The following is a 16,391-nucleotide window of genomic DNA, read 5'->3' on the forward strand; positions in this document are numbered from 1 at the left end:
GCAGGGGGGACCCTGTGGGAGAGTAGGACGCCGCCGAACAAATTTTGTGCCTCAACCCCCGGACCTTGTCCGGGGGTTGAGGCATTTCTGCGTTCAGGAGCCATTTACAGTCGGCATATGAGCTACGAATACGAACTGGTCATCTTCGACAACGACGGCGTCCTCGTCGACAGCGAGCCTCTTTCCAACACCATCCTGGCCGGCTATCTCACCGAACTCGGTCACCCCACCACCTACGAGGATTCCCTCCGCGACTACATGGGCGCCGCGGTGCACCGGGTGCACGATCTCGTACGGGAGAGAACCGGGCAGCAGCTGCCCGAGGACTTCGACGACACCCTGCACAGCCGGGTGTTCGCCGCGTTCGAGCGGGAGTTGAAGCCCGTGGAGGGCGTCATCGAGGTGCTGCGCAAGCTGGCCGCCGACGGGCGGCCGTACTGCGTCGCGTCCTCCGGGAGCCATGAACGGATCCGGGTGGGGCACCGAAAGACCGGGCTGGACCGGTGGTTCGAGCCCGGGATCGTCTTCAGCGCGCAGGACGTCGGGCGCGGAAAGCCGGCGCCGGATCTCTTCCTGCACGCGGCCGAGCGGATGGGTGTCCCTCCCGCCCGGTGCCTCGTCATCGAGGACAGCCCGCTCGGGGTGGCCGCCGCACGGGCGGCCGGGATGGATGTGTACGCGTTCACCGCGATGACCCCCGCCGAGAAGCTGCCGGGCGCCACCGCGTACTTCTCCTCGATGGCCGAGCTCGCCGAGCTTCCGGAACTGCTTGCCTGATCCATCTACCCCTCGGTAGCGCGGAGCCATACGCTGTCCGGCCATGAGGGCCTCGACAGCCAAGCCGGTCAACGCAGACACGCGGTTGAGACACGGACGGGTGTCCCTGGCGCTGAGCTTCCTCGTGCAGGGGGTGGCCTTCGCCCTCCTCGTCACGCGCATTCCCGCCATCCAGGACCGGTACGGGATATCCGACGCCCTGCTGCCGGCGTTCCTCGCGGCCGTGCCGATTCTCGCCGGTGTGGGCAGCGTCCTCACCGAGAAGATCGTCGTGCGCGTGCGGCCCCGCGTCGTACTGCGGTGGGCGCAGCCGCTCGTGCTGCTCGCCCTCCTCGGCGTGGCGGCCGGTGACCAGGTGTGGCAACTCGCCGGTTCCCTCGGCGCGTTCGGGCTGTCGGTCGGTGCGCTCGACGCGTCGATGAACATGCTGGGTGTGCGCCTTCAGCGGGCGTACGGCCGCAGCATCATGCTCGGCTTCCACGCCACGTACAGCCTCGGAGGCATCGCCGGGGCCTCGCTCGCCTGGGCCGGCGCCCACTGGGACCTGTCCCTGCTGGTGTCGTATCTGCCGGTCGTCCTCGTGCTGCTGCCGGCCGCGCTCATCGGCAGCCACTGGTACACGGACGCGGACACGCGAATACCGGCCGCCACCGCCTCAGGCGCCGCCACCGCCTCCGGCGCCGCCACCGCCCCAGGCGCCGCGACCACGGGCGGCGGCAGCGTCGCCTTCAAGGCCCTCCTGCCGCTCTGCCTGGTCATGACCTTCGCCTACATCGGCGACTCCACCGTCTCCAACTGGAGCGCCAAGTACCTCCAGGACGTCCTCGGCAGCTCCGACGAGGTCGCCACCGTCCCGTACAACGCGTACATGGTCACCACACTCCTCGGCCGCGCCGCCGGAGACCTCGGTGTGCGCCGCTTCGGGCCCGTCGCCGTCGTGCGCTTCGGATCGCTGTTCGCCGCCGCCGGGTTCGCGGTGGTCGCGCTGGCGCCCGGCGCGTGGGTGGGGATCCTGGGGTTCACGATTCTCGGGTTCGGTCTCTGTGTCCTCGTACCGCAGTGCTTCGCCGCCGCCGGGCGGATGTTCCCCGACGCCAGCGACGCCGCCGTCGCCCGGCTGAACATCTTCAACTACGTGGGATTCCTGATCGGCTCGCCCCTCGTCGGCGCCCTCGGCGACGTGTGGAGTTACCGGGGCGCGATGCTCGTACCGATGGTCATGATCCTTGTGACGCTGGTGTACGCCCGCTCGTTCGCCGACGGGACCTCCCGATACGGTGGCGGGCATGACCGGTCGCGCGCAGCTGATGTGGGATGACGCCGTAACGGACTACGACTTCGGGTCGAGTCACCCGATGGACCCGGTACGCCTGGCACTGACGAGGCGGCTGGTGCGCGCGTACGGGCTCGACAGCGAGGTGGACGTGGTGTCCGCGCCGTCCGCCGGGGATTCGACCCTGAGACTCGTTCACCACGAGGACTACGTCGACGCGGTACGGCGCTACTCGGCCGATCCGAGCTCCGCCGACGGTTCGTACGGCATCGGCACTCCCGACGATCCGGCCTTCGCCGGGATGCACGAGGCGTCCGCGCTCATCGCCGGGCAGTCGGTCGGCGCCGCCGAGGCCGTGTGGCGCGGCGAGACGAGGCACGCCGTGAACTTCTCCGGCGGCCTGCACCACGCGATGCCCGGCTCGGCCTCGGGCTTCTGCATCTACAACGACGCGTCGCTCGCCGTCGCGCGGCTCCTGGAGCTGGGCGCGGAGCGCGTCGCGTACGTGGACGTGGACGTGCATCACGGGGACGGCGTCCAGGCGGCGTTCTGGGACGACCCGCGCGTGCTGACGATCTCGCTCCACGAGCATCCCCGCACGCTCTTCCCGCAGACCGGCTGGCCCGAGGAGACGGGCGAGGGCGCGGGAGAGGGCAGCGCGGTCAATCTGCCGCTGCCCGCCGGGACGGGCGACGAGGGGTGGCTGCGGGCCTTCCACGCCGTCGTGCCCGAACTGCTCGCGGACTTCCGGCCGCAGGCGCTCGTGACGCAGCACGGCGCCGATACGCACTTCGAGGACCCGCTGGCGCATCTCGCGGTGTCGCTGGACGCGCAGCGCGCCGTGCAGGCGTCCTGCCACGACCTGGCGCACGAGTACGTCGACGAGGGCCGCTGGATCGCGCTCGGCGGTGGCGGCTACTCGGTCGTGGACGTCGTGCCGCGCTCCTGGACCCATCTGGTGTCGATCGCGGCGCACGCGCCCATCGACCCGGCGTCGGCGGTGCCGGAGGAGTGGCGGGACGAGGTCTTCGCCCGTACGCGGGAGTCCGCGCCACGGCGGATGACGGACGGGCGTACGCCGAACTGGCAGCCGTGGGAGGCGGGTTACGACCCGGCGGACCGGCTGGACCAGGCGATCATCGCGACGCGCAAGGCGGTGTTCCCGCTGCGGGGGTTGCTGGCCTAGGTCTTGGCGTGGGGGGGCGTGGGGGCGTCGTGACCGTGGCCGCCCGGTGGGCGGCCCGGCGTCGATCGCCGGACGGGCCGGTGGTGGCGGTCGGGCTTGTTCGGGTTACGCCAACTGTGCGGTGCCGTAACCGTTTTGGCCCCGAGCACGCCTCCGTACGGAAGCATCGGGCTGTGCTGAGTACGGGAACTCTACGGGCCCACCTGCTGGCCGCCAGACTGGCCGGCCCGGTGGCCACCACGCGGGAGCAGAGCCTGCGCAGCTACCGGCTGTTCGCCGTCCGGGATCCGCGCGCGACACTGGGGCTCACCCCCGAACGGGCCTGGTGCGAACGCGAGTTGCTGCGGCTCATGGCCGACAGATGCGGGGTCTCCGGGGATCCGGCGCATGTCTCGGGCGGCGATGTCATCGACCCCGAACGGACGTTGAGCAGCCTCGACGCCTTCGCCGAACGGCTCGGCGCAGCCGCCGGCCGACGGGCTCCCGTGCTGTTCGGGACCGGACATCCGCACCGGTTGATCGCGTTCTACGCGGGGTTGGCAGACGCTTTGTCGGCGGCGGGGTGCCCCGTACTCACCCCGGCGAAGGGGCGATGTATCGACATAACGACCCGGTTCGGCGTACGCACGTACCACCTCGACTACGTACGGGGAGTCGCGTTGGTGCGGGAATCCGAAGCATCGCGCGCGGGGAGTGAGACCGGCGCACACAGTCATTCCCCCCTCCCCGTTCGGGTTGCTCTGGACAGTGCCGCGGCGTTCGGCGGGCCGCTCCCCGAGCTGGTCGTCGGAGACCACGGATGGGTCTGCGGAGCAGGTCAGTTGGGCATTGAGGCCATCGGCCTCGCCGACACCGACGATCCGGCGCTCTTCGTGGGTGAGGCGGAGGGACGGGTGTCCGTCGTGGTTCCGGTTGACGACGGTGTGCGGTCCGATTACTACCGTCCGCTGACTCGCTATGTACTCAATCGAGCGTGTCTGTCACAGTAGGCGGCCATGTGCTGCTCCTCTTCCCCACTCGTACCACCCGCCCCTAGTCTGGGGTGTGAGCGCACAGCGACGATGAGTCACCGGAGGGGAAGCCGGTGTGCGTCGGGTGCGGAAGGTACAGGTGGGTCATGGCTGCTGGCAGCGAGAGGCCTCTCAACGAGGTCAAGTTCCTTACCGTGGCGGAAGTCGCCTCGGTGATGCGAGTGTCGAAGATGACCGTGTACCGATTGGTGCACAGCGGTCATCTGCCGGCGATCCGGGTGGGCAGGTCTTTCCGGGTTCCGGAGCAAGCGGTTCACGAGTATCTCCGCGAGTCTTTCGTGGGGGTCGAATCCGCCTGAGATTTCCCTCGGATTACGTCCCTCACTCGGCGGCGGGTAGGCTGGGCCAACGTAGGTCGTGTGGGCCCAGACGCCCCGCACCGAGTGAAGAGAAGTGAGCGAGGGTAGTCGTGGGCTCTGTTATCAAGAAGCGGCGTAAGCGGATGGCCAAGAAGAAGCACCGCAAGCTGCTCAAGCGCACCCGCGTTCAGCGTCGTAACAAGAAGTAAGCGACAGCTGTACGTGACACAGCGGCCCTCCCACCATGCAGGTGGGAGGGCCGCGGTGCGTTCCGCGTCGCTCAGGTCGGTTCGGGTCAAAGATTCGCGAAGGTGCTGAGAAGAGCCTCGCGAGGCCGTCCCGTGACTGCGGCGACCCGCTACGGTGACGCCTGGGACAAGCAATGTGCTTGGGTCAGACATCGAATTCAGGGGAAGGCGCTGATCTTGGGCAAGGTCGTGCTCGTGACCGGAGTGGCCCGCCAGCTCGGCAGCCGTCTCGTACGGAGGATCCTGCGCGACTCCGAGGTGGACCGGGTCATCGGTGTGGACGCAGTCACTCCCGAGCACAGTCTCGGCGGTGCCGATTTCGTCCGGGCGGACATCCGCCAGCCCGCCATAGCGCGTGTCCTGGCCGAGCATTCCGTCGACACCGTCGTGCACATGGACGTGACGGGCACACCGCTCGGCGCCGGCGGCCGGACGGCCGTCAAGGAGACCAACGTCATCGGCACCATGCAACTGCTCGGTGCCTGCCAGAAGTCGCCCACCGTCGAGCGCCTGGTCGTCAAGTCCAGTACGAGCGTGTACGGCTCCGCGCCCCGCGACCCGGCCGTCTTCACGGAGACCACCCCGCCCAAGTCGCTGCCCAGCGGCGGCTTCGCGAAGGACGCGGTGGAGGTCGAGGGGTACGTGCGCGGTTTCGCGCGCCGCCGCCCGGACGTCGCCGTGTGCGTGCTGCGCTTCGCGAACATCCTGGGGCCCGCGGCGGATTCACCGCTCGCCGAGTATCTGTCGCTGCCCGTGCTGCCGACGGTCTTCGGCTACGACCCGCGGCTCCAGTTCGTCCACGAGGACGACGTCATCGACGTGCTGCGGATCGCGCTGCACGAGCCCCGGCGCGGCACGCTCAACAGCGGGACCTTCAACATCGCCGGTGACGGCGTGCTGTTGCTCTCGCAGTGCTCCCGGCGCCTCGGCAGGCCGACGGTGCCCGTGCTGCTGCCGGCCGTCACCTGGGTCGGCTCCGCGCTGCGCACGCTCGGCGTGACGGACTTCTCGCCGGAGCAGATCCGGCTGCTGACCCACGGCAGGGTCGTCAGTACGGATCAGATGCGCGAGACACTGGGGTTCGTCCCCACGTACACGACGGCGGGGACCTTCACGGACTTCGCACGTAGCCGGGGTGCCGGGCTGTTGCCGCCGGAGGCTGTCGCCGACGCGGTCGACCGGTTCGCCACCCTCGTCAGCAAGGAGCGCATCTGACATGGCCGATGCCAAGGTCATCCCCTTCGGCGAAGAGCCCCGGTCACGGCGCGCGGCGCGGTTGGCCGGCGCCGGAGGAACCGGCGGCGGGGCGGCGAAGGACGCCGCGGCGAAGCGCGCGCAGGGCCGCGGCAAGTCGTCATCGACTCCGGCCGGGCCGGGATCCGGATCGGGGCCGGGAACCGGCCCGCACCCGCCCTCGCTCTCGTCGGTTCCCGATCAGCCGGACGGGGTCGAGGACGGCATGCCCGGCGACGGGAAGAAGCCCGATCCGTCGTCGCGGCCGGGCGAGTCCCGGCCCGACGCGGCGGAGCCCGGGTCCGACGGATCCGACGGGTCCGACGGGTCCGACGGATCCGACCGGCCGGGCGCGCCCGGCGCGCCTCACGCCGAGGAGCCTCAGCCGGGTGGCGGCGCCTGGGACCGGCGGCTCGCCGAAGGGTTCGCTTTTCTGCGGCGCCGTGTCACCGGTGACTACGAGGTCGACGAGTTCGGTTACGACAAGGAACTCACCGACCAGGTCCTGATGTCGTTGATCCGGCCGCTCTACGAGAACTACTTCCGCGTCGAGGTCAAGGGCATCGAGAACATCCCCTCGGACGGCGGCGCGCTGGTGGTGTCCAACCACTCCGGCACCCTCCCGCTCGACGGGCTGATGATGCAGGTCGCCGTCCACGACAACCACCCGGCCGGCCGCCATCTGCGGCTGCTCGCCGCCGACCTGGTGTTCATGCTGCCGGTCGTCAACGAACTCGCGCGCAAGGCCGGTCACACCCTGGCCTGCGCGGAGGACGCGGAGCGGCTGCTCCGGCGCGGCGAGATCGTCGGGGTGATGCCGGAGGGCTTCAAGGGCCTCGGGAAGCCCTTCGGTGAGCGCTACAAGTTGCAGCGCTTCGGCCGGGGCGGGTTCGTCTCGACGGCGCTGCGGCACGGTGTGCCGATCGTGCCGTGCTCGATCGTCGGGGCGGAGGAGATCTACCCGATGATCGGCAACTCCAAGACGCTGGCGCGGCTGCTGGGATTCCCGTACTTCCCGATCACACCGACGTTCCCGTGGCTCGGGCCGCTGGGCGCGCTGCCGCTGCCCACGAAGTGGACGATCCAGTTCGGCGAGCCGATCCCCACGGACGGCTATCCGCCCGAGGCGGCCGAGGATCCGATGCTGATGTTCAACCTGACCGATCAGGTACGGGAGCAGATCCAGCACACGCTCTACAAGCTGCTCGTGCAGCGCCGCTCGGTCTTCTTCTGACCGCAGGCGGGACCCGACAGCGCGAAAGAGGCGAGGGCCGACGGCCCTCGCCTCTCTCTCGCGACCCTCTCGTCAGTCCGCGTTCTCCGTGTCGATGCCCAGACCCGGCAGCAGACCGGGCAGCAACGGCGGGAGTGTGACGTCCGGGGCCGGCGGGATGCCGCCCTGGCCGGGCGCCGACGGAGGGTCGGTGCCCGACGGCGGGTTGAGCAGATCGCCGGGCGCGCCGGGCAGCAGCCCGTCGTGCTCCGAGGCTCCGGACCCGGACGGGCTGGGCTTCTCCCCGCCGTCCGTACGGCCCTTGTCGGGCGCCGGCTTCGACGGCGTCGGGCTGTTGTCCGTGCCTCCGCCGGGACCGTTGGAGTCCTTGGTGGCGCCGCCGGGATTCTGCGTGCGCCGGTCCTTGTCGGGAGTGCGCGGCAGCAGCGACTGCAACGGGGCGACGTCTTCGTCTATGGCGTCGAACACCAGGTTGACCTGGCTTCCCACGTCGCTCAGCTGCGGTGGCAGCCGGTCCCGCAGGCCGTTCCAGATGGCGCGGTGCGATTCGGAGAACGAGGAGAGCGTCGCGATCGAGTTGATCTTGCCGTCCTTCTCGTACGCCTGGTGCAGCAGCCGGTGGCCCTCGGTGGCGTCGTGCTTCATGCCGTTGAGCGCCCGGCGGATCTCGCCGAGCGATTCATGGTCCAGCGAGCCGGAGCGGCCACGCTCCAGCAGTCGGCGGGCTTCGCTCAGCCGGGTCGAGGCATGGTCCAGGTAGAGACCGCCGCGGTCGGCGTCCTCGTCGGCCATGCCCAGCTTGAAGTCCTCCATGCCGCGCTTCAGCCCGTACAGCGAATCACCGGGCAGGGCGTCGGAACTGGCAGCGGCCACTCCGCCGAAGGCGCCGGCGGCCACACCGACGGTGAGTCCGCCGGCCGCCAGCCCTTTCGACCAGCGGGATCTGGGGCGGAGCTTGCGGAGCGGGGACGCCCGGTGGGCCCCCCTCCCCGATGTCCGCCGTTGCTCGGGCACCGTAGTGCCCGTGGACGCGGCTCCGCCCGCCGTGCCCTCCAGCAGCATGGCCTGCATGGCCGCCACGAGCTGTGCTCGTTGCACCACTTTGACCTCGGGGTCCAGCTCGGGTCTCGGTAGCTCACCGAGACCGCTCGCCAGAGCCAACAGCCGCCCCTGCTGCGTCGGTTCGGCCGACGCGGCGGGCTGATCCCCCGCCGCGCCCTGGGATGTCCGGTCTTCCAGGGCCTGGGCGAAGGCGTTCGCCCGCCGGTGTGCCGAGACATTCGCGATCACTGGCGGCACCTCCTCTCGTCATGACGATCGACTCCCCTGGGGGTTCGGAAGGTTGCACGCCTTGAGCGCATCCACAGGGAGCCTGCATCCCGCACAACGAGCGTCGCGGCACTTGGGTTACGCGCGAAGGATGATCGGACCAGTGCGTCATCGAGGCGTCACCGACGGTGAGTTGAACGGCGCACCGGATCCGTGGGCGGACCGGTGGCCGGTCGTCAGCGGGCGTCCTCCGGGAGCAGCCGCGCCAGTGTGCGCACGGCCCGGTACTGCAAGGTTTTGATCGCTCCTTCGTTCTTCCCCATGACCCGTGCCGTCTCGGCGACCGAGAGCCCTTGCAGGAAGCGCAGGGTCACGCACTCCTGCTGCTGGGGGTTGAGTTTCCGTACGGCTTCGAGCAGCGCGGCGTTCGAGAGGGACTCAAGGACGGAGTCCTCCGGGCTGCGCTCCACCTCGTTGGCGTCGAGCATTTCGCCGGTGGTCACTTCGAGCCGGAACCGGCTCGACTTGAAGTGGTCGGCGACCAGATTGCGGGCGATCGTGACCAGCCAGGCGCCGAAGTCACGGCCCTGCCAGGTGAACGTGGAGATACGCCGCAGGGCGCGCAGGAAGGTCTCACTGGTGAGGTCCTCCGCGGTCGCCTTGCCGCCCACGCGGTAGTAGATGTAGCGGTAGACGGTGTCGCTGTACTGGTCGTACAGCCTGCCGAACGCTTCGGCCTCGCCGGCCTGGGCGCGCTCGACGAGCTCCATCATGCGGGCGCTGTCGCTGTCCGCCGTGGGCCGGCGGACGGGGGTGGAGGCGGCGGTGGTGCTGCTGTTTCGGCTTCCCCGTCTGCCGACCGCCGCACCGCCGTTCGCCAGGGCATAGCAAGGACCAATCGGGCCGCTCACGGCAGGGGCCGCGGCGGCGAATGCGGGGACGGCGTACGCGGTGGGGACGAAGCCGCGCAAGCGGTCGATGACCGATGCGCGCAGCGTAGCCAGGCCCGAGGCGTCAACCCCGACGTGTGGGTACACGGGACTCCCAGAGGCAGAGCTTCCATCACGTTCAGTGCGGGACCTTTCACTCGTCGTGGCGACGTGTGGGGTCCGGTATGCGTCTGAGGAGAATAACGCTTCGTACAGGCAGCACTACACCCAGTTGCTCAAATCATCGATTACGTCGCTTCTGTTACGCCTATACGGCGAATCAAGTAGCACATCGTGAGCGGATATTGATCGTTTGGCGTCACGATGTGTCAGTCGACGTGATCTGTTGTGCCTGAGTGCGTCAGCCGCGGGGATCGGCGACGGTCGGCCACGGTCAGTGATGGGCAGGGGCGGGCAGCGGTGAGCGGTCAGCGGCGACGGCGGTGCAGTGCCACCGCCGCGGCCGTGCCGCCCGCCAGCGCGCCGACCCCGGCTGCCGCCGGGATGCCGACCTTGGCCGCCTTGCGGCCCGTCCGGTAGTCACGCAGCCGCCACTCGCGGTCCTTGGCGTGCTTGCGGAGCTTGCTGTCCGGGTTGATCGCGTACGGGTGTCCGACCAGGGACAGCATCGGGATGTCGTTGTGCGAGTCGCTGTACGCCGCGCAGCGGTCCAGGTCGAAGCCCTCGGCCGTCGCCAGCGCCCGTACCGCCTCGGCCTTCGCGGGGCCGTGCAGGGGCTCGCCGACGAGCTTGCCGGTGTAGACGCCGTCGACCGACTCGGCGACCGTGCCGAGCGCGCCGGTCAGTCCGAGGCGCCGGGCGATGATCGTGGCGGTCTCGACGGGCGCGGCGGTCACCAGCCAGACCTGCTGCCCGGCGTCGAGGTGGGCCTGGGCGAGGGTGCGGGTGCCCGGCCAGATGCGGTCGGCCATGTACTCGTCGTAGATCTCCTCGCCGATGGACATCAGCTCGGCGACCCGGTGGCCCTTGACGATGGACAGCGCGCTGTCCCGCGCGTCCTGCATGTGCTGGGGGTCCTCGACACCGGCGAGCCGGAACCAGGCCTGCTGCCAGGCGAATCTGGCCAGTTCGCGGCGCTGGAAGAACTTCCGCTTGTACAGCCCGCGTCCGAAGTGGAAGATCGCGGCGCCCTGCATGACGGTGTTGTCCAGGTCGAAGAAGGCCGCGGCTCGCGCGTCCCCGAAGACGGGGAAGTCGGGCACGGCGGGGTCGGCGATACCGGTCGGTGCCGCGCCGACGCCGTCGATCTCCTGCGACGACTTCAGTCCTGCCTCTGCTGCGGCCTCACCCGCCAGCACGCTCCGTGCTGTCGCGGAGCGCTTACGGGGGGTGAGCCATCCCAGTGCGGCCATAGCGTGAGCATAGTCAGTCTGTTCGGTACTTCCGGACGCGCCGGGGTGCCGTCGGTGTGAACTCTCCGAGAAGGTGGCGGGCGAGGCGGCGGAGAAGGAGGCCGGCGGGGTGGTCGCGGAACGACGGAGAATGGATGCCATGAGCCCTCTCCTGCGTCGTACGAAGAAGAAACCCGCCGAGCGCGTGGTGACGCTCGTCTCCAAACCGGGCTGTCATCTCTGTGACGACGCGCGCGCCGTCGTCGCCGCGGTGTGCGCCGAAACAGGGGCGTCCTGGGAGGAGAAGGACATCACCGTGGACGAAGAGCTGCACCGCGCCTACTGGGAGCAAATCCCGGTCGTGCTCGTGGACGGCGAACAGCACACCTTCTGGCGTGTTGACGCCGATCGGCTCCGCAAGGAACTGGGGACCTGACAGAAAGACGGTTACGATCGTGGGCGCTTTGCCGAGCTTTTTCCGAAGGGCCGGGACGACCGGCTCCGGCGGGCGCGGCGAAGCGGTCTCGGGGGCGTGGTCATGAGGAGTTGTACGGTTTTGCCCCCATCATGGGTTCAACGGGCCGGTGCGGTCGAGGGTTCCAAGATCCCTCGTACGGGTCGCGTGACCCCGGTCACTTTGCACGGACAAAGCGGACACAATCTTTGTGCACGCGTTCACAAAGGCATAACCTGCACACGACGGGGCGGTCCTTGGACATACGGCCGCCTGCAGCCCCGCTCATCCCGCAGGAGCACCGTGGCAACTGGCCGAACTCACCGACCGGCGACCCGTAGCCGAGGAATCCCCGAGGCCACGGTCGCCCGGCTTCCGCTGTATCTGCGGGCGCTCACCGCACTCTCCGAGCGCTCCGTACCCACTGTGTCGTCCGAGGAACTCGCCGTGGCCGCCGGGGTCAACTCCGCGAAGCTGCGCAAGGACTTCTCGTATCTCGGCTCCTACGGAACGCGCGGTGTCGGGTACGACGTGGAGTACCTCGTCTACCAGATCTCCCGTGAACTCGGCCTCACCCAGGACTGGCCCGTCGTCATCGTCGGTATCGGTAACCTCGGCGCCGCGCTCGCCAACTACGGCGGATTCGCCTCCCGCGGCTTCCGCGTCGCCGCGCTGATCGACGCCGACCCCGAGATGGCCGGCAAGCCGGTCGCCGGGATGCCGGTCCAGCACACGGACGAGCTGGAGCGGATCATCAGCGACAACGGCGTCTCCATCGGGGTCATCGCGACCCCGGCGGGCGGTGCCCAGCAGGTCTGCGAGCGCCTCGTCGCCGCCGGTGTCACCTCGATCCTCAACTTCGCGCCGACCGTACTGACCGTGCCCGACGGCGTGGACGTGCGGAAGGTCGACCTCTCGATCGAGCTCCAGATCCTCGCCTTCCACGAGCAGCGCAAGGCCGGTGAGGAAGCCGCCGCCGCCGAGGCCGGCACGCCACCGCCGATCCGCTCCACCGCCGCCGGCCGGAAGGGACCCGACGGGGAAGTCCCCGCCGTGATGCCGGCATGAGCCTTCTGGTCATCGGTCTGAGCCACCGCAGCGCGCCCGTGAGCGTGCTGGACCGGGCGTCGCTGTCCCCGGACGGCCGGACCAAGCTCCTTCAGGACGTGCTCGCCGCCGAACCGGCGACCGAGGCGGCCGTCCTCGCGACGTGCAACCGGATCGAGCTGTACGCGGACGTGGACAAGTTCCACGCGGGCGTCGCCGAGCTGTCCACGCTCCTCGCCCGGCACAGCGGCGTCGGCCTGGACGAGCTGACCCCTTATCTCTATGTGCACTACGAGGACCGTGCCGTCCACCACCTCTTCTCGGTGGCCTGCGGACTGGACTCGATGGTCGTCGGCGAGGGCCAGATCCTCGGACAGATCAAGGACGCGCTCGCGGGCGGCCAGGAGCTGCACACCGCCGGACGCCTCCTCAACGACCTCTTCCAGCAGGCGCTGCGCGTCGGCAAGCGCGCCCACAGCGAGACCGGGATCGACCGGGCCGGGCAGTCGCTCGTCACCTTCGGTCTCGAACAGCTCGCCGCCGGGGCGGACGTCCCCGGCTGGGCCGCGGGCCGCCGGGCGCTGGTGATCGGCGCGGGATCGATGTCCTCGCTCGCCGCCGCGACACTCGCCCGCGCCGGCGTCGCCGAGATCGTCGTCGCCAACCGCACCGCCGCGCGGGCGGACCGGCTGGTGGCGATCCTGAACGAGCCCGGCGGTACGGGAGTCAGGGCCCGCGCCGTCGACATGGGCGCCGTGGACGGCGAGTTGACACGTGCAGACGTCGTCGTCTCCTGTACCGGCGCCACCGGTCTCGTCCTGACGGCCGACGCCGTCGAGACGGCCGTAGGCCAGGCCGGCGGCCGGGAGCTGGCGCTCCTCGACCTCGCCATGCCCCGTGACATCGACGCGGCCGTCCACCGTGTCGGCGGCGCCCGGCTGATCGACATCGAGTCCCTGGCCGACGCCTCCGCCGACGCCCCGATGGCCGCCGACGTCGAGCAGGTCAAGCGGATCGTCACCGACGAGGTCGAGGCCTTCGGCGCCGCCCAGCGCGCCGCCCACATCACCCCGACCGTGGTCGCGCTGCGCGCCATGGCCGCCGACGTCGTCACCAACGAGATCACCCGTCTCGAAGGCCGGCTCCCCGGCCTCGACGAGCGGCAGCGCGCCGAGATCACGCAGGCCGTGCGCCGCGTGGTCGACAAGCTGCTGCACGCCCCGACCGTGCGGGTGAAGCAACTCGCCGGTGAGCCGGGCGGAGCCGGTTACGCGGACGCGCTGCGCGAACTTTTCGACCTCGACCCGCAGACGGTCGCCTCCGTCAGCCGGGCCGACCGGAACGAGGTCGCCGACCGGAACGCGGTCGACGTCAAGAACCGAGGGCGAGTATGACCGACAAGACACTGAGACTCGGGACCAGGCGCAGCAAGCTCGCCATGGCCCAGTCCGGGCAAGTGGCCGACGCCGTAGCCGAGTTGACCGGGCGGACGGTGGAGCTGGTCGAGATCACGACGTACGGCGACACCTCCCGTGAGCAGCTGTCCCGGATCGGCGGCACCGGCGTCTTCGTCACCGCCCTGCGCGACGCGCTGCTGCGCGGCGAGGTCGACTTCGCCGTCCACTCGCTGAAGGACCTGCCCACGGCGCAGCCCGAGAACCTGACGCTGGCCGCCGTACCGCGCCGCGAGGACCCCAGGGACGTGCTCATCGCACGCGACGGGCTGACCCTCGACCGGCTGCCGCACGGCGCCAGGATCGGTACGGGCTCCCCGAGGCGTACGGCGCAGCTCAACGCGCACGCCCGGAGCCACGGCCTGCTCATAGAGACCGTGCCGATACGCGGGAACATCGACACCCGGATCGGCTACGTGCACAGCGGTGAGCTCGACGCGGTCGTGCTGGCCGCCGCGGGCATCAACCGCCTCGGCAGGACAGCGGAGGTGACCGACTTCCTGTCGGTCGACTCCGTCCTGCCGGCCCCCGGCCAGGGGGCACTCGCCGTCGAATGCGTGGCTTCCGACCCGGAACTCGCCGCCGCACTCGCCGGCCTCGACGATCCGCACACGCGGATCGCCGTCACCGCGGAACGTTCCCTGCTCGCCGCCCTGGAGGCCGGTTGCAGCGCACCTGTGGGTGCGCTGGCCGACCTGCTGGGCGACGGACAGGACGCGCGATTTGTCAACGAACTGCGCCTGCGTGGCGTCGTCGGCACGACCGACGGCTCGACGCTCGTGCAGTTGTCCATCACCGGTCCCGTACCCACGTCGCTCGGCGACGCCGTCGCGCTCGGTCGCGAACTCGCGTCCGAGATGCTCGCCAAGGGTGCGGCCGGTCTTATGGGGGAGCGAGTATTTTGAGCCCCATCGCCGACCATCATCCGGCCTTCTACGCCTCCGGGCACGTCACCTTCCTCGGTGCCGGACCCGGGGATCCGGGTCTGCTGACACTCCGCGCCGTCGAGGCGCTCGCGGGGGCGGAGGTACTGATCGCCGAGCCTGATGTGCTCGCTCTCGTACGCGGCCATGCGCGTGCGGGTGTGAGCACGCCGGAGCTGACGATTGTTGACGATGCGTCAACAGCCGCCGGTATCCCCGCGATCAGGGATGCCGTCAATCTTGTCATGGAGGCCGCGCGCGGCGGCAAGCGGGTCGTCCGTGCGGTGACCGGGGACCCCGGTCTCGACGGCGACACCGGCGCCGAGATGCTGGCGTGCGCCGCCGCGGGCATTCCCTTCGAGGTCGTGCCCGGTATCGCCGCCGCCGTGGGGGTGCCCGCCTACGCGGGTGTGCCGCTGCGGGACGCGCAGGGCACGGACGTCCGCTTCGTCGACAGCCGTACGGCCGACGACCGCTGCTGGACCGAACTCGGCGCCAGCGACGGCACGGTGGTCGTCTCGGCGACCCTCGACACGGTCGCCGCGACCGCCGGCGAGTTCGTCGCCGCGGGGCGCAAGCCCGACACGCCGATGACGGTCACCGTCGCCGGTACGACGACACGGCAGCGCACCTGGGCCGCGACGCTCGGCACGATCGCGCTGACGCTGAAGCAGGCGAAGGTCCTGCCGTCGGCGGCCGGGCACCAGCCGGTCATAGCCGTGGTCGGTGAGCGCAGCGCGCCCGCGCAACGCGACCAGCTCGCGTGGTTCGAGTCGAAGCAGCTGTTCGGCTGGAAGGTTCTCGTCCCGCGTACGAAGGAGCAGGCCGCCTCGCTCTCCGACCAGCTTCGGTCGTACGGCGCCGTACCGCACGAGGTCCCGACCATCGCGGTCGAACCGCCGCGTACGCCCCAGCAGATGGAGCGCGCGGTCAAGGGTCTCGTCACCGGGCGCTACGAGTGGATCGCCTTCACGTCGGTCAACGCCGTGAAGGCCGTGAGGGAGAAGTTCGAGGAGTACGGGCTCGACGCCCGTGCCTTCGCGGGGATCAAGGTCGCCGCGGTCGGCGAGCAGACCGCCGCCGCGCTGGTCGACTTCGGCGTCAAGCCGGACCTGGTGCCCAGCGGTGAGCAGTCCGCCGCCGGTCTCCTTGAGGACTGGCCGCCGTACGACCCGGTCTTCGACCCGATCGACCGGGTGTTCCTGCCGCGCGCCGACATCGCCACGGAGACGCTGGTCGCCGGGCTGATCGAGCTCGGTTGGGAGGTCGACGACGTCACGGCCTACCGGACCGTGCGCGCGTCGCCGCCGCCCGCCGAGACGCGCGAGGCCATCAAGAGCGGTGGTTTCGACGCGGTGATGTTCACCTCGTCGTCCACCGTGCGGAATCTGGTCGGCATCGCGGGCAAGCCGCACAACGTGACCGTCATCGCGTGCATCGGCCCGGCGACCGCCAAGACGGCGGAGGAGCACGGGCTGCGGGTGGACGTGCTGTCGCCGGAGCCTTCGGTGCACAAGCTCGCCGAGGCGCTGGCGGCGTTCGGCGCGGAGCGCCGGGAGGCGGCGCGGGAGGCCGGGGAGACGGTCACCCGGCCGAGCGAACGGCGACCGGGGTCGAGGCGGCGTCGTACGACGTAGGACGCCGGTGCGAAGGGGGCCGTCCGCGCGAGTGGGATGCGGCGT

At 70.2% G+C, this 16,391-nt stretch carries 16 protein-coding genes; 13 read left to right on the forward strand and 3 right to left on the reverse strand.

Annotated elements, in window-relative coordinates; translation table 11 throughout:
• Positions 1-117 precede the first annotated feature (117 nt).
• The 8 genes from P3L51_RS12410 to P3L51_RS12445 all read left to right on the forward strand — a co-directional run bounded on the left by P3L51_RS12410 (position 118) and on the right by P3L51_RS12445 (position 7,281).
• Positions 118-777, forward strand: a complete 660-nt coding sequence (locus tag P3L51_RS12410; protein ID WP_354605206.1) for an HAD family hydrolase — start codon at positions 118-120, stop codon at positions 775-777.
• A 43-nt stretch (positions 778-820) separates the two neighbouring features.
• Complete coding sequence (locus tag P3L51_RS12415) at positions 821-2,095, forward strand: MFS transporter (protein ID WP_354605207.1); 1,275 nt, start codon at positions 821-823, stop codon at positions 2,093-2,095.
• Positions 2,064-3,236, forward strand: coding sequence for an acetoin utilization protein AcuC (locus tag P3L51_RS12420; protein ID WP_354605208.1), 1,173 nt, complete (start codon positions 2,064-2,066; stop codon positions 3,234-3,236). The genes P3L51_RS12415 and P3L51_RS12420 overlap by 32 nt, the downstream gene beginning before the upstream one ends.
• Before the next feature lie 173 nt (positions 3,237-3,409).
• On the forward strand, positions 3,410-4,225 hold the full coding sequence (locus P3L51_RS12425) for a phosphatase (RefSeq protein WP_354605209.1): 816 nt from the start codon (positions 3,410-3,412) through the stop codon (positions 4,223-4,225).
• A 128-nt stretch (positions 4,226-4,353) separates the two neighbouring features.
• The gene (locus P3L51_RS12430; protein WP_014046653.1) at positions 4,354-4,566 is read left to right on the forward strand and encodes a helix-turn-helix domain-containing protein; all 213 of its coding nucleotides are present in this window, start codon (positions 4,354-4,356) and stop codon (positions 4,564-4,566) included.
• Between the two features lie 110 nt (positions 4,567-4,676).
• A complete protein-coding gene (locus P3L51_RS12435; protein ID WP_003948845.1) occupies positions 4,677-4,775 on the forward strand; it encodes a 30S ribosomal protein bS22 in 99 nt (32 codons plus the stop codon).
• 216 nt (positions 4,776-4,991) lie between these two features.
• Entirely contained in the window at positions 4,992-6,029 is a 1,038-nt protein-coding gene (locus P3L51_RS12440; RefSeq protein WP_354605210.1) for an NAD-dependent epimerase/dehydratase family protein, read from the forward strand.
• Position 6,030: 1 nt separating this feature from the next.
• Positions 6,031-7,281 carry a lysophospholipid acyltransferase family protein gene (locus P3L51_RS12445; RefSeq protein WP_354605211.1) on the forward strand — a complete coding sequence of 417 codons (1,251 nt, stop codon included), beginning with the start codon at positions 6,031-6,033 and terminating at the stop codon, positions 7,279-7,281.
• Between the two features lie 72 nt (positions 7,282-7,353).
• Here the strand turns inward: P3L51_RS12445 and P3L51_RS12450 are convergent, their stop codons facing one another.
• From P3L51_RS12450 to P3L51_RS12460, 3 genes are all read right to left on the reverse strand, one after another.
• Positions 7,354-8,571 (reverse strand): DUF5667 domain-containing protein, encoded by a 1,218-nt coding sequence (locus tag P3L51_RS12450; RefSeq protein WP_354605212.1) that lies wholly within the window; start codon positions 8,569-8,571, stop codon positions 7,354-7,356.
• A gap of 215 nt (positions 8,572-8,786) precedes the next feature.
• Entirely contained in the window at positions 8,787-9,587 is an 801-nt protein-coding gene (locus P3L51_RS12455) for an ECF subfamily RNA polymerase sigma factor, BldN family (protein WP_354605213.1), read from the reverse strand.
• Between the two features lie 320 nt (positions 9,588-9,907).
• On the reverse strand, positions 9,908-10,852 hold the full coding sequence (locus tag P3L51_RS12460) for an HAD family hydrolase (RefSeq protein WP_354605214.1): 945 nt from the start codon (positions 10,850-10,852) through the stop codon (positions 9,908-9,910).
• A 139-nt stretch (positions 10,853-10,991) separates the two neighbouring features.
• Here P3L51_RS12460 and P3L51_RS12465 point away from each other — a divergent pair, with 139 nt between their 5' ends.
• The 5 genes from P3L51_RS12465 to P3L51_RS12485 all read left to right on the forward strand — a co-directional run bounded on the left by P3L51_RS12465 (position 10,992) and on the right by P3L51_RS12485 (position 16,346).
• Positions 10,992-11,267: a glutaredoxin family protein gene (locus P3L51_RS12465; protein ID WP_078079553.1), complete on the forward strand. Its 276-nt coding sequence runs from the start codon at positions 10,992-10,994 to the stop codon at positions 11,265-11,267.
• A gap of 321 nt (positions 11,268-11,588) precedes the next feature.
• Positions 11,589-12,353: a redox-sensing transcriptional repressor Rex gene (locus P3L51_RS12470; protein ID WP_354605215.1), complete on the forward strand. Its 765-nt coding sequence runs from the start codon at positions 11,589-11,591 to the stop codon at positions 12,351-12,353.
• The gene (locus tag P3L51_RS12475) at positions 12,350-13,726 is read left to right on the forward strand and encodes a glutamyl-tRNA reductase (RefSeq protein ID WP_354605216.1); all 1,377 of its coding nucleotides are present in this window, start codon (positions 12,350-12,352) and stop codon (positions 13,724-13,726) included. The genes P3L51_RS12470 and P3L51_RS12475 overlap by 4 nt, the downstream gene beginning before the upstream one ends.
• The gene (gene hemC / locus P3L51_RS12480; protein ID WP_354605217.1) at positions 13,723-14,691 is read left to right on the forward strand and encodes a hydroxymethylbilane synthase; all 969 of its coding nucleotides are present in this window, start codon (positions 13,723-13,725) and stop codon (positions 14,689-14,691) included. The genes P3L51_RS12475 and hemC overlap by 4 nt, the downstream gene beginning before the upstream one ends.
• Positions 14,688-16,346 (forward strand): bifunctional uroporphyrinogen-III C-methyltransferase/uroporphyrinogen-III synthase, encoded by a 1,659-nt coding sequence (locus P3L51_RS12485; RefSeq protein ID WP_354605218.1) that lies wholly within the window; start codon positions 14,688-14,690, stop codon positions 16,344-16,346. Before hemC ends, P3L51_RS12485 begins: the two co-directional genes overlap by 4 nt.
• Positions 16,347-16,391: the final 45 nt, after the last annotated feature.

The sequence above is a fragment of the Streptomyces panacea genome, assembly GCF_040560175.1.
GTDB classification, from domain to species: Bacteria; Actinomycetota; Actinomycetes; order Streptomycetales; family Streptomycetaceae; genus Streptomyces; species Streptomyces panacea.

What these genes read in the sequence shown, in the direction of transcription:
- P3L51_RS12410 (WP_354605206.1), top strand. Translation starts at nt 118, where the DNA reads ATGAGCTACGAATACGAACTGGTCATCTTCGACAACGACGGCGTCCTC.
- P3L51_RS12415 (WP_354605207.1), top strand. Translation starts at nt 821, where the DNA reads ATGAGGGCCTCGACAGCCAAGCCGGTCAACGCAGACACGCGGTTGAGA.
- P3L51_RS12420 (WP_354605208.1), top strand. Translation starts at nt 2,064, where the DNA reads ATGACCGGTCGCGCGCAGCTGATGTGGGATGACGCCGTAACGGACTAC.
- P3L51_RS12430 (WP_014046653.1), top strand. Translation starts at nt 4,354, where the DNA reads ATGGCTGCTGGCAGCGAGAGGCCTCTCAACGAGGTCAAGTTCCTTACC.
- P3L51_RS12445 (WP_354605211.1), top strand. Translation starts at nt 6,031, where the DNA reads ATGGCCGATGCCAAGGTCATCCCCTTCGGCGAAGAGCCCCGGTCACGG.
- P3L51_RS12460 (WP_354605214.1), bottom strand. Translation starts at nt 10,852, where the DNA reads ATGGCCGCACTGGGATGGCTCACCCCCCGTAAGCGCTCCGCGACAGCA.
- P3L51_RS12465 (WP_078079553.1), top strand. Translation starts at nt 10,992, where the DNA reads ATGAGCCCTCTCCTGCGTCGTACGAAGAAGAAACCCGCCGAGCGCGTG.
- P3L51_RS12475 (WP_354605216.1), top strand. Translation starts at nt 12,350, where the DNA reads ATGAGCCTTCTGGTCATCGGTCTGAGCCACCGCAGCGCGCCCGTGAGC.
- hemC (WP_354605217.1), top strand. Translation starts at nt 13,723, where the DNA reads ATGACCGACAAGACACTGAGACTCGGGACCAGGCGCAGCAAGCTCGCC.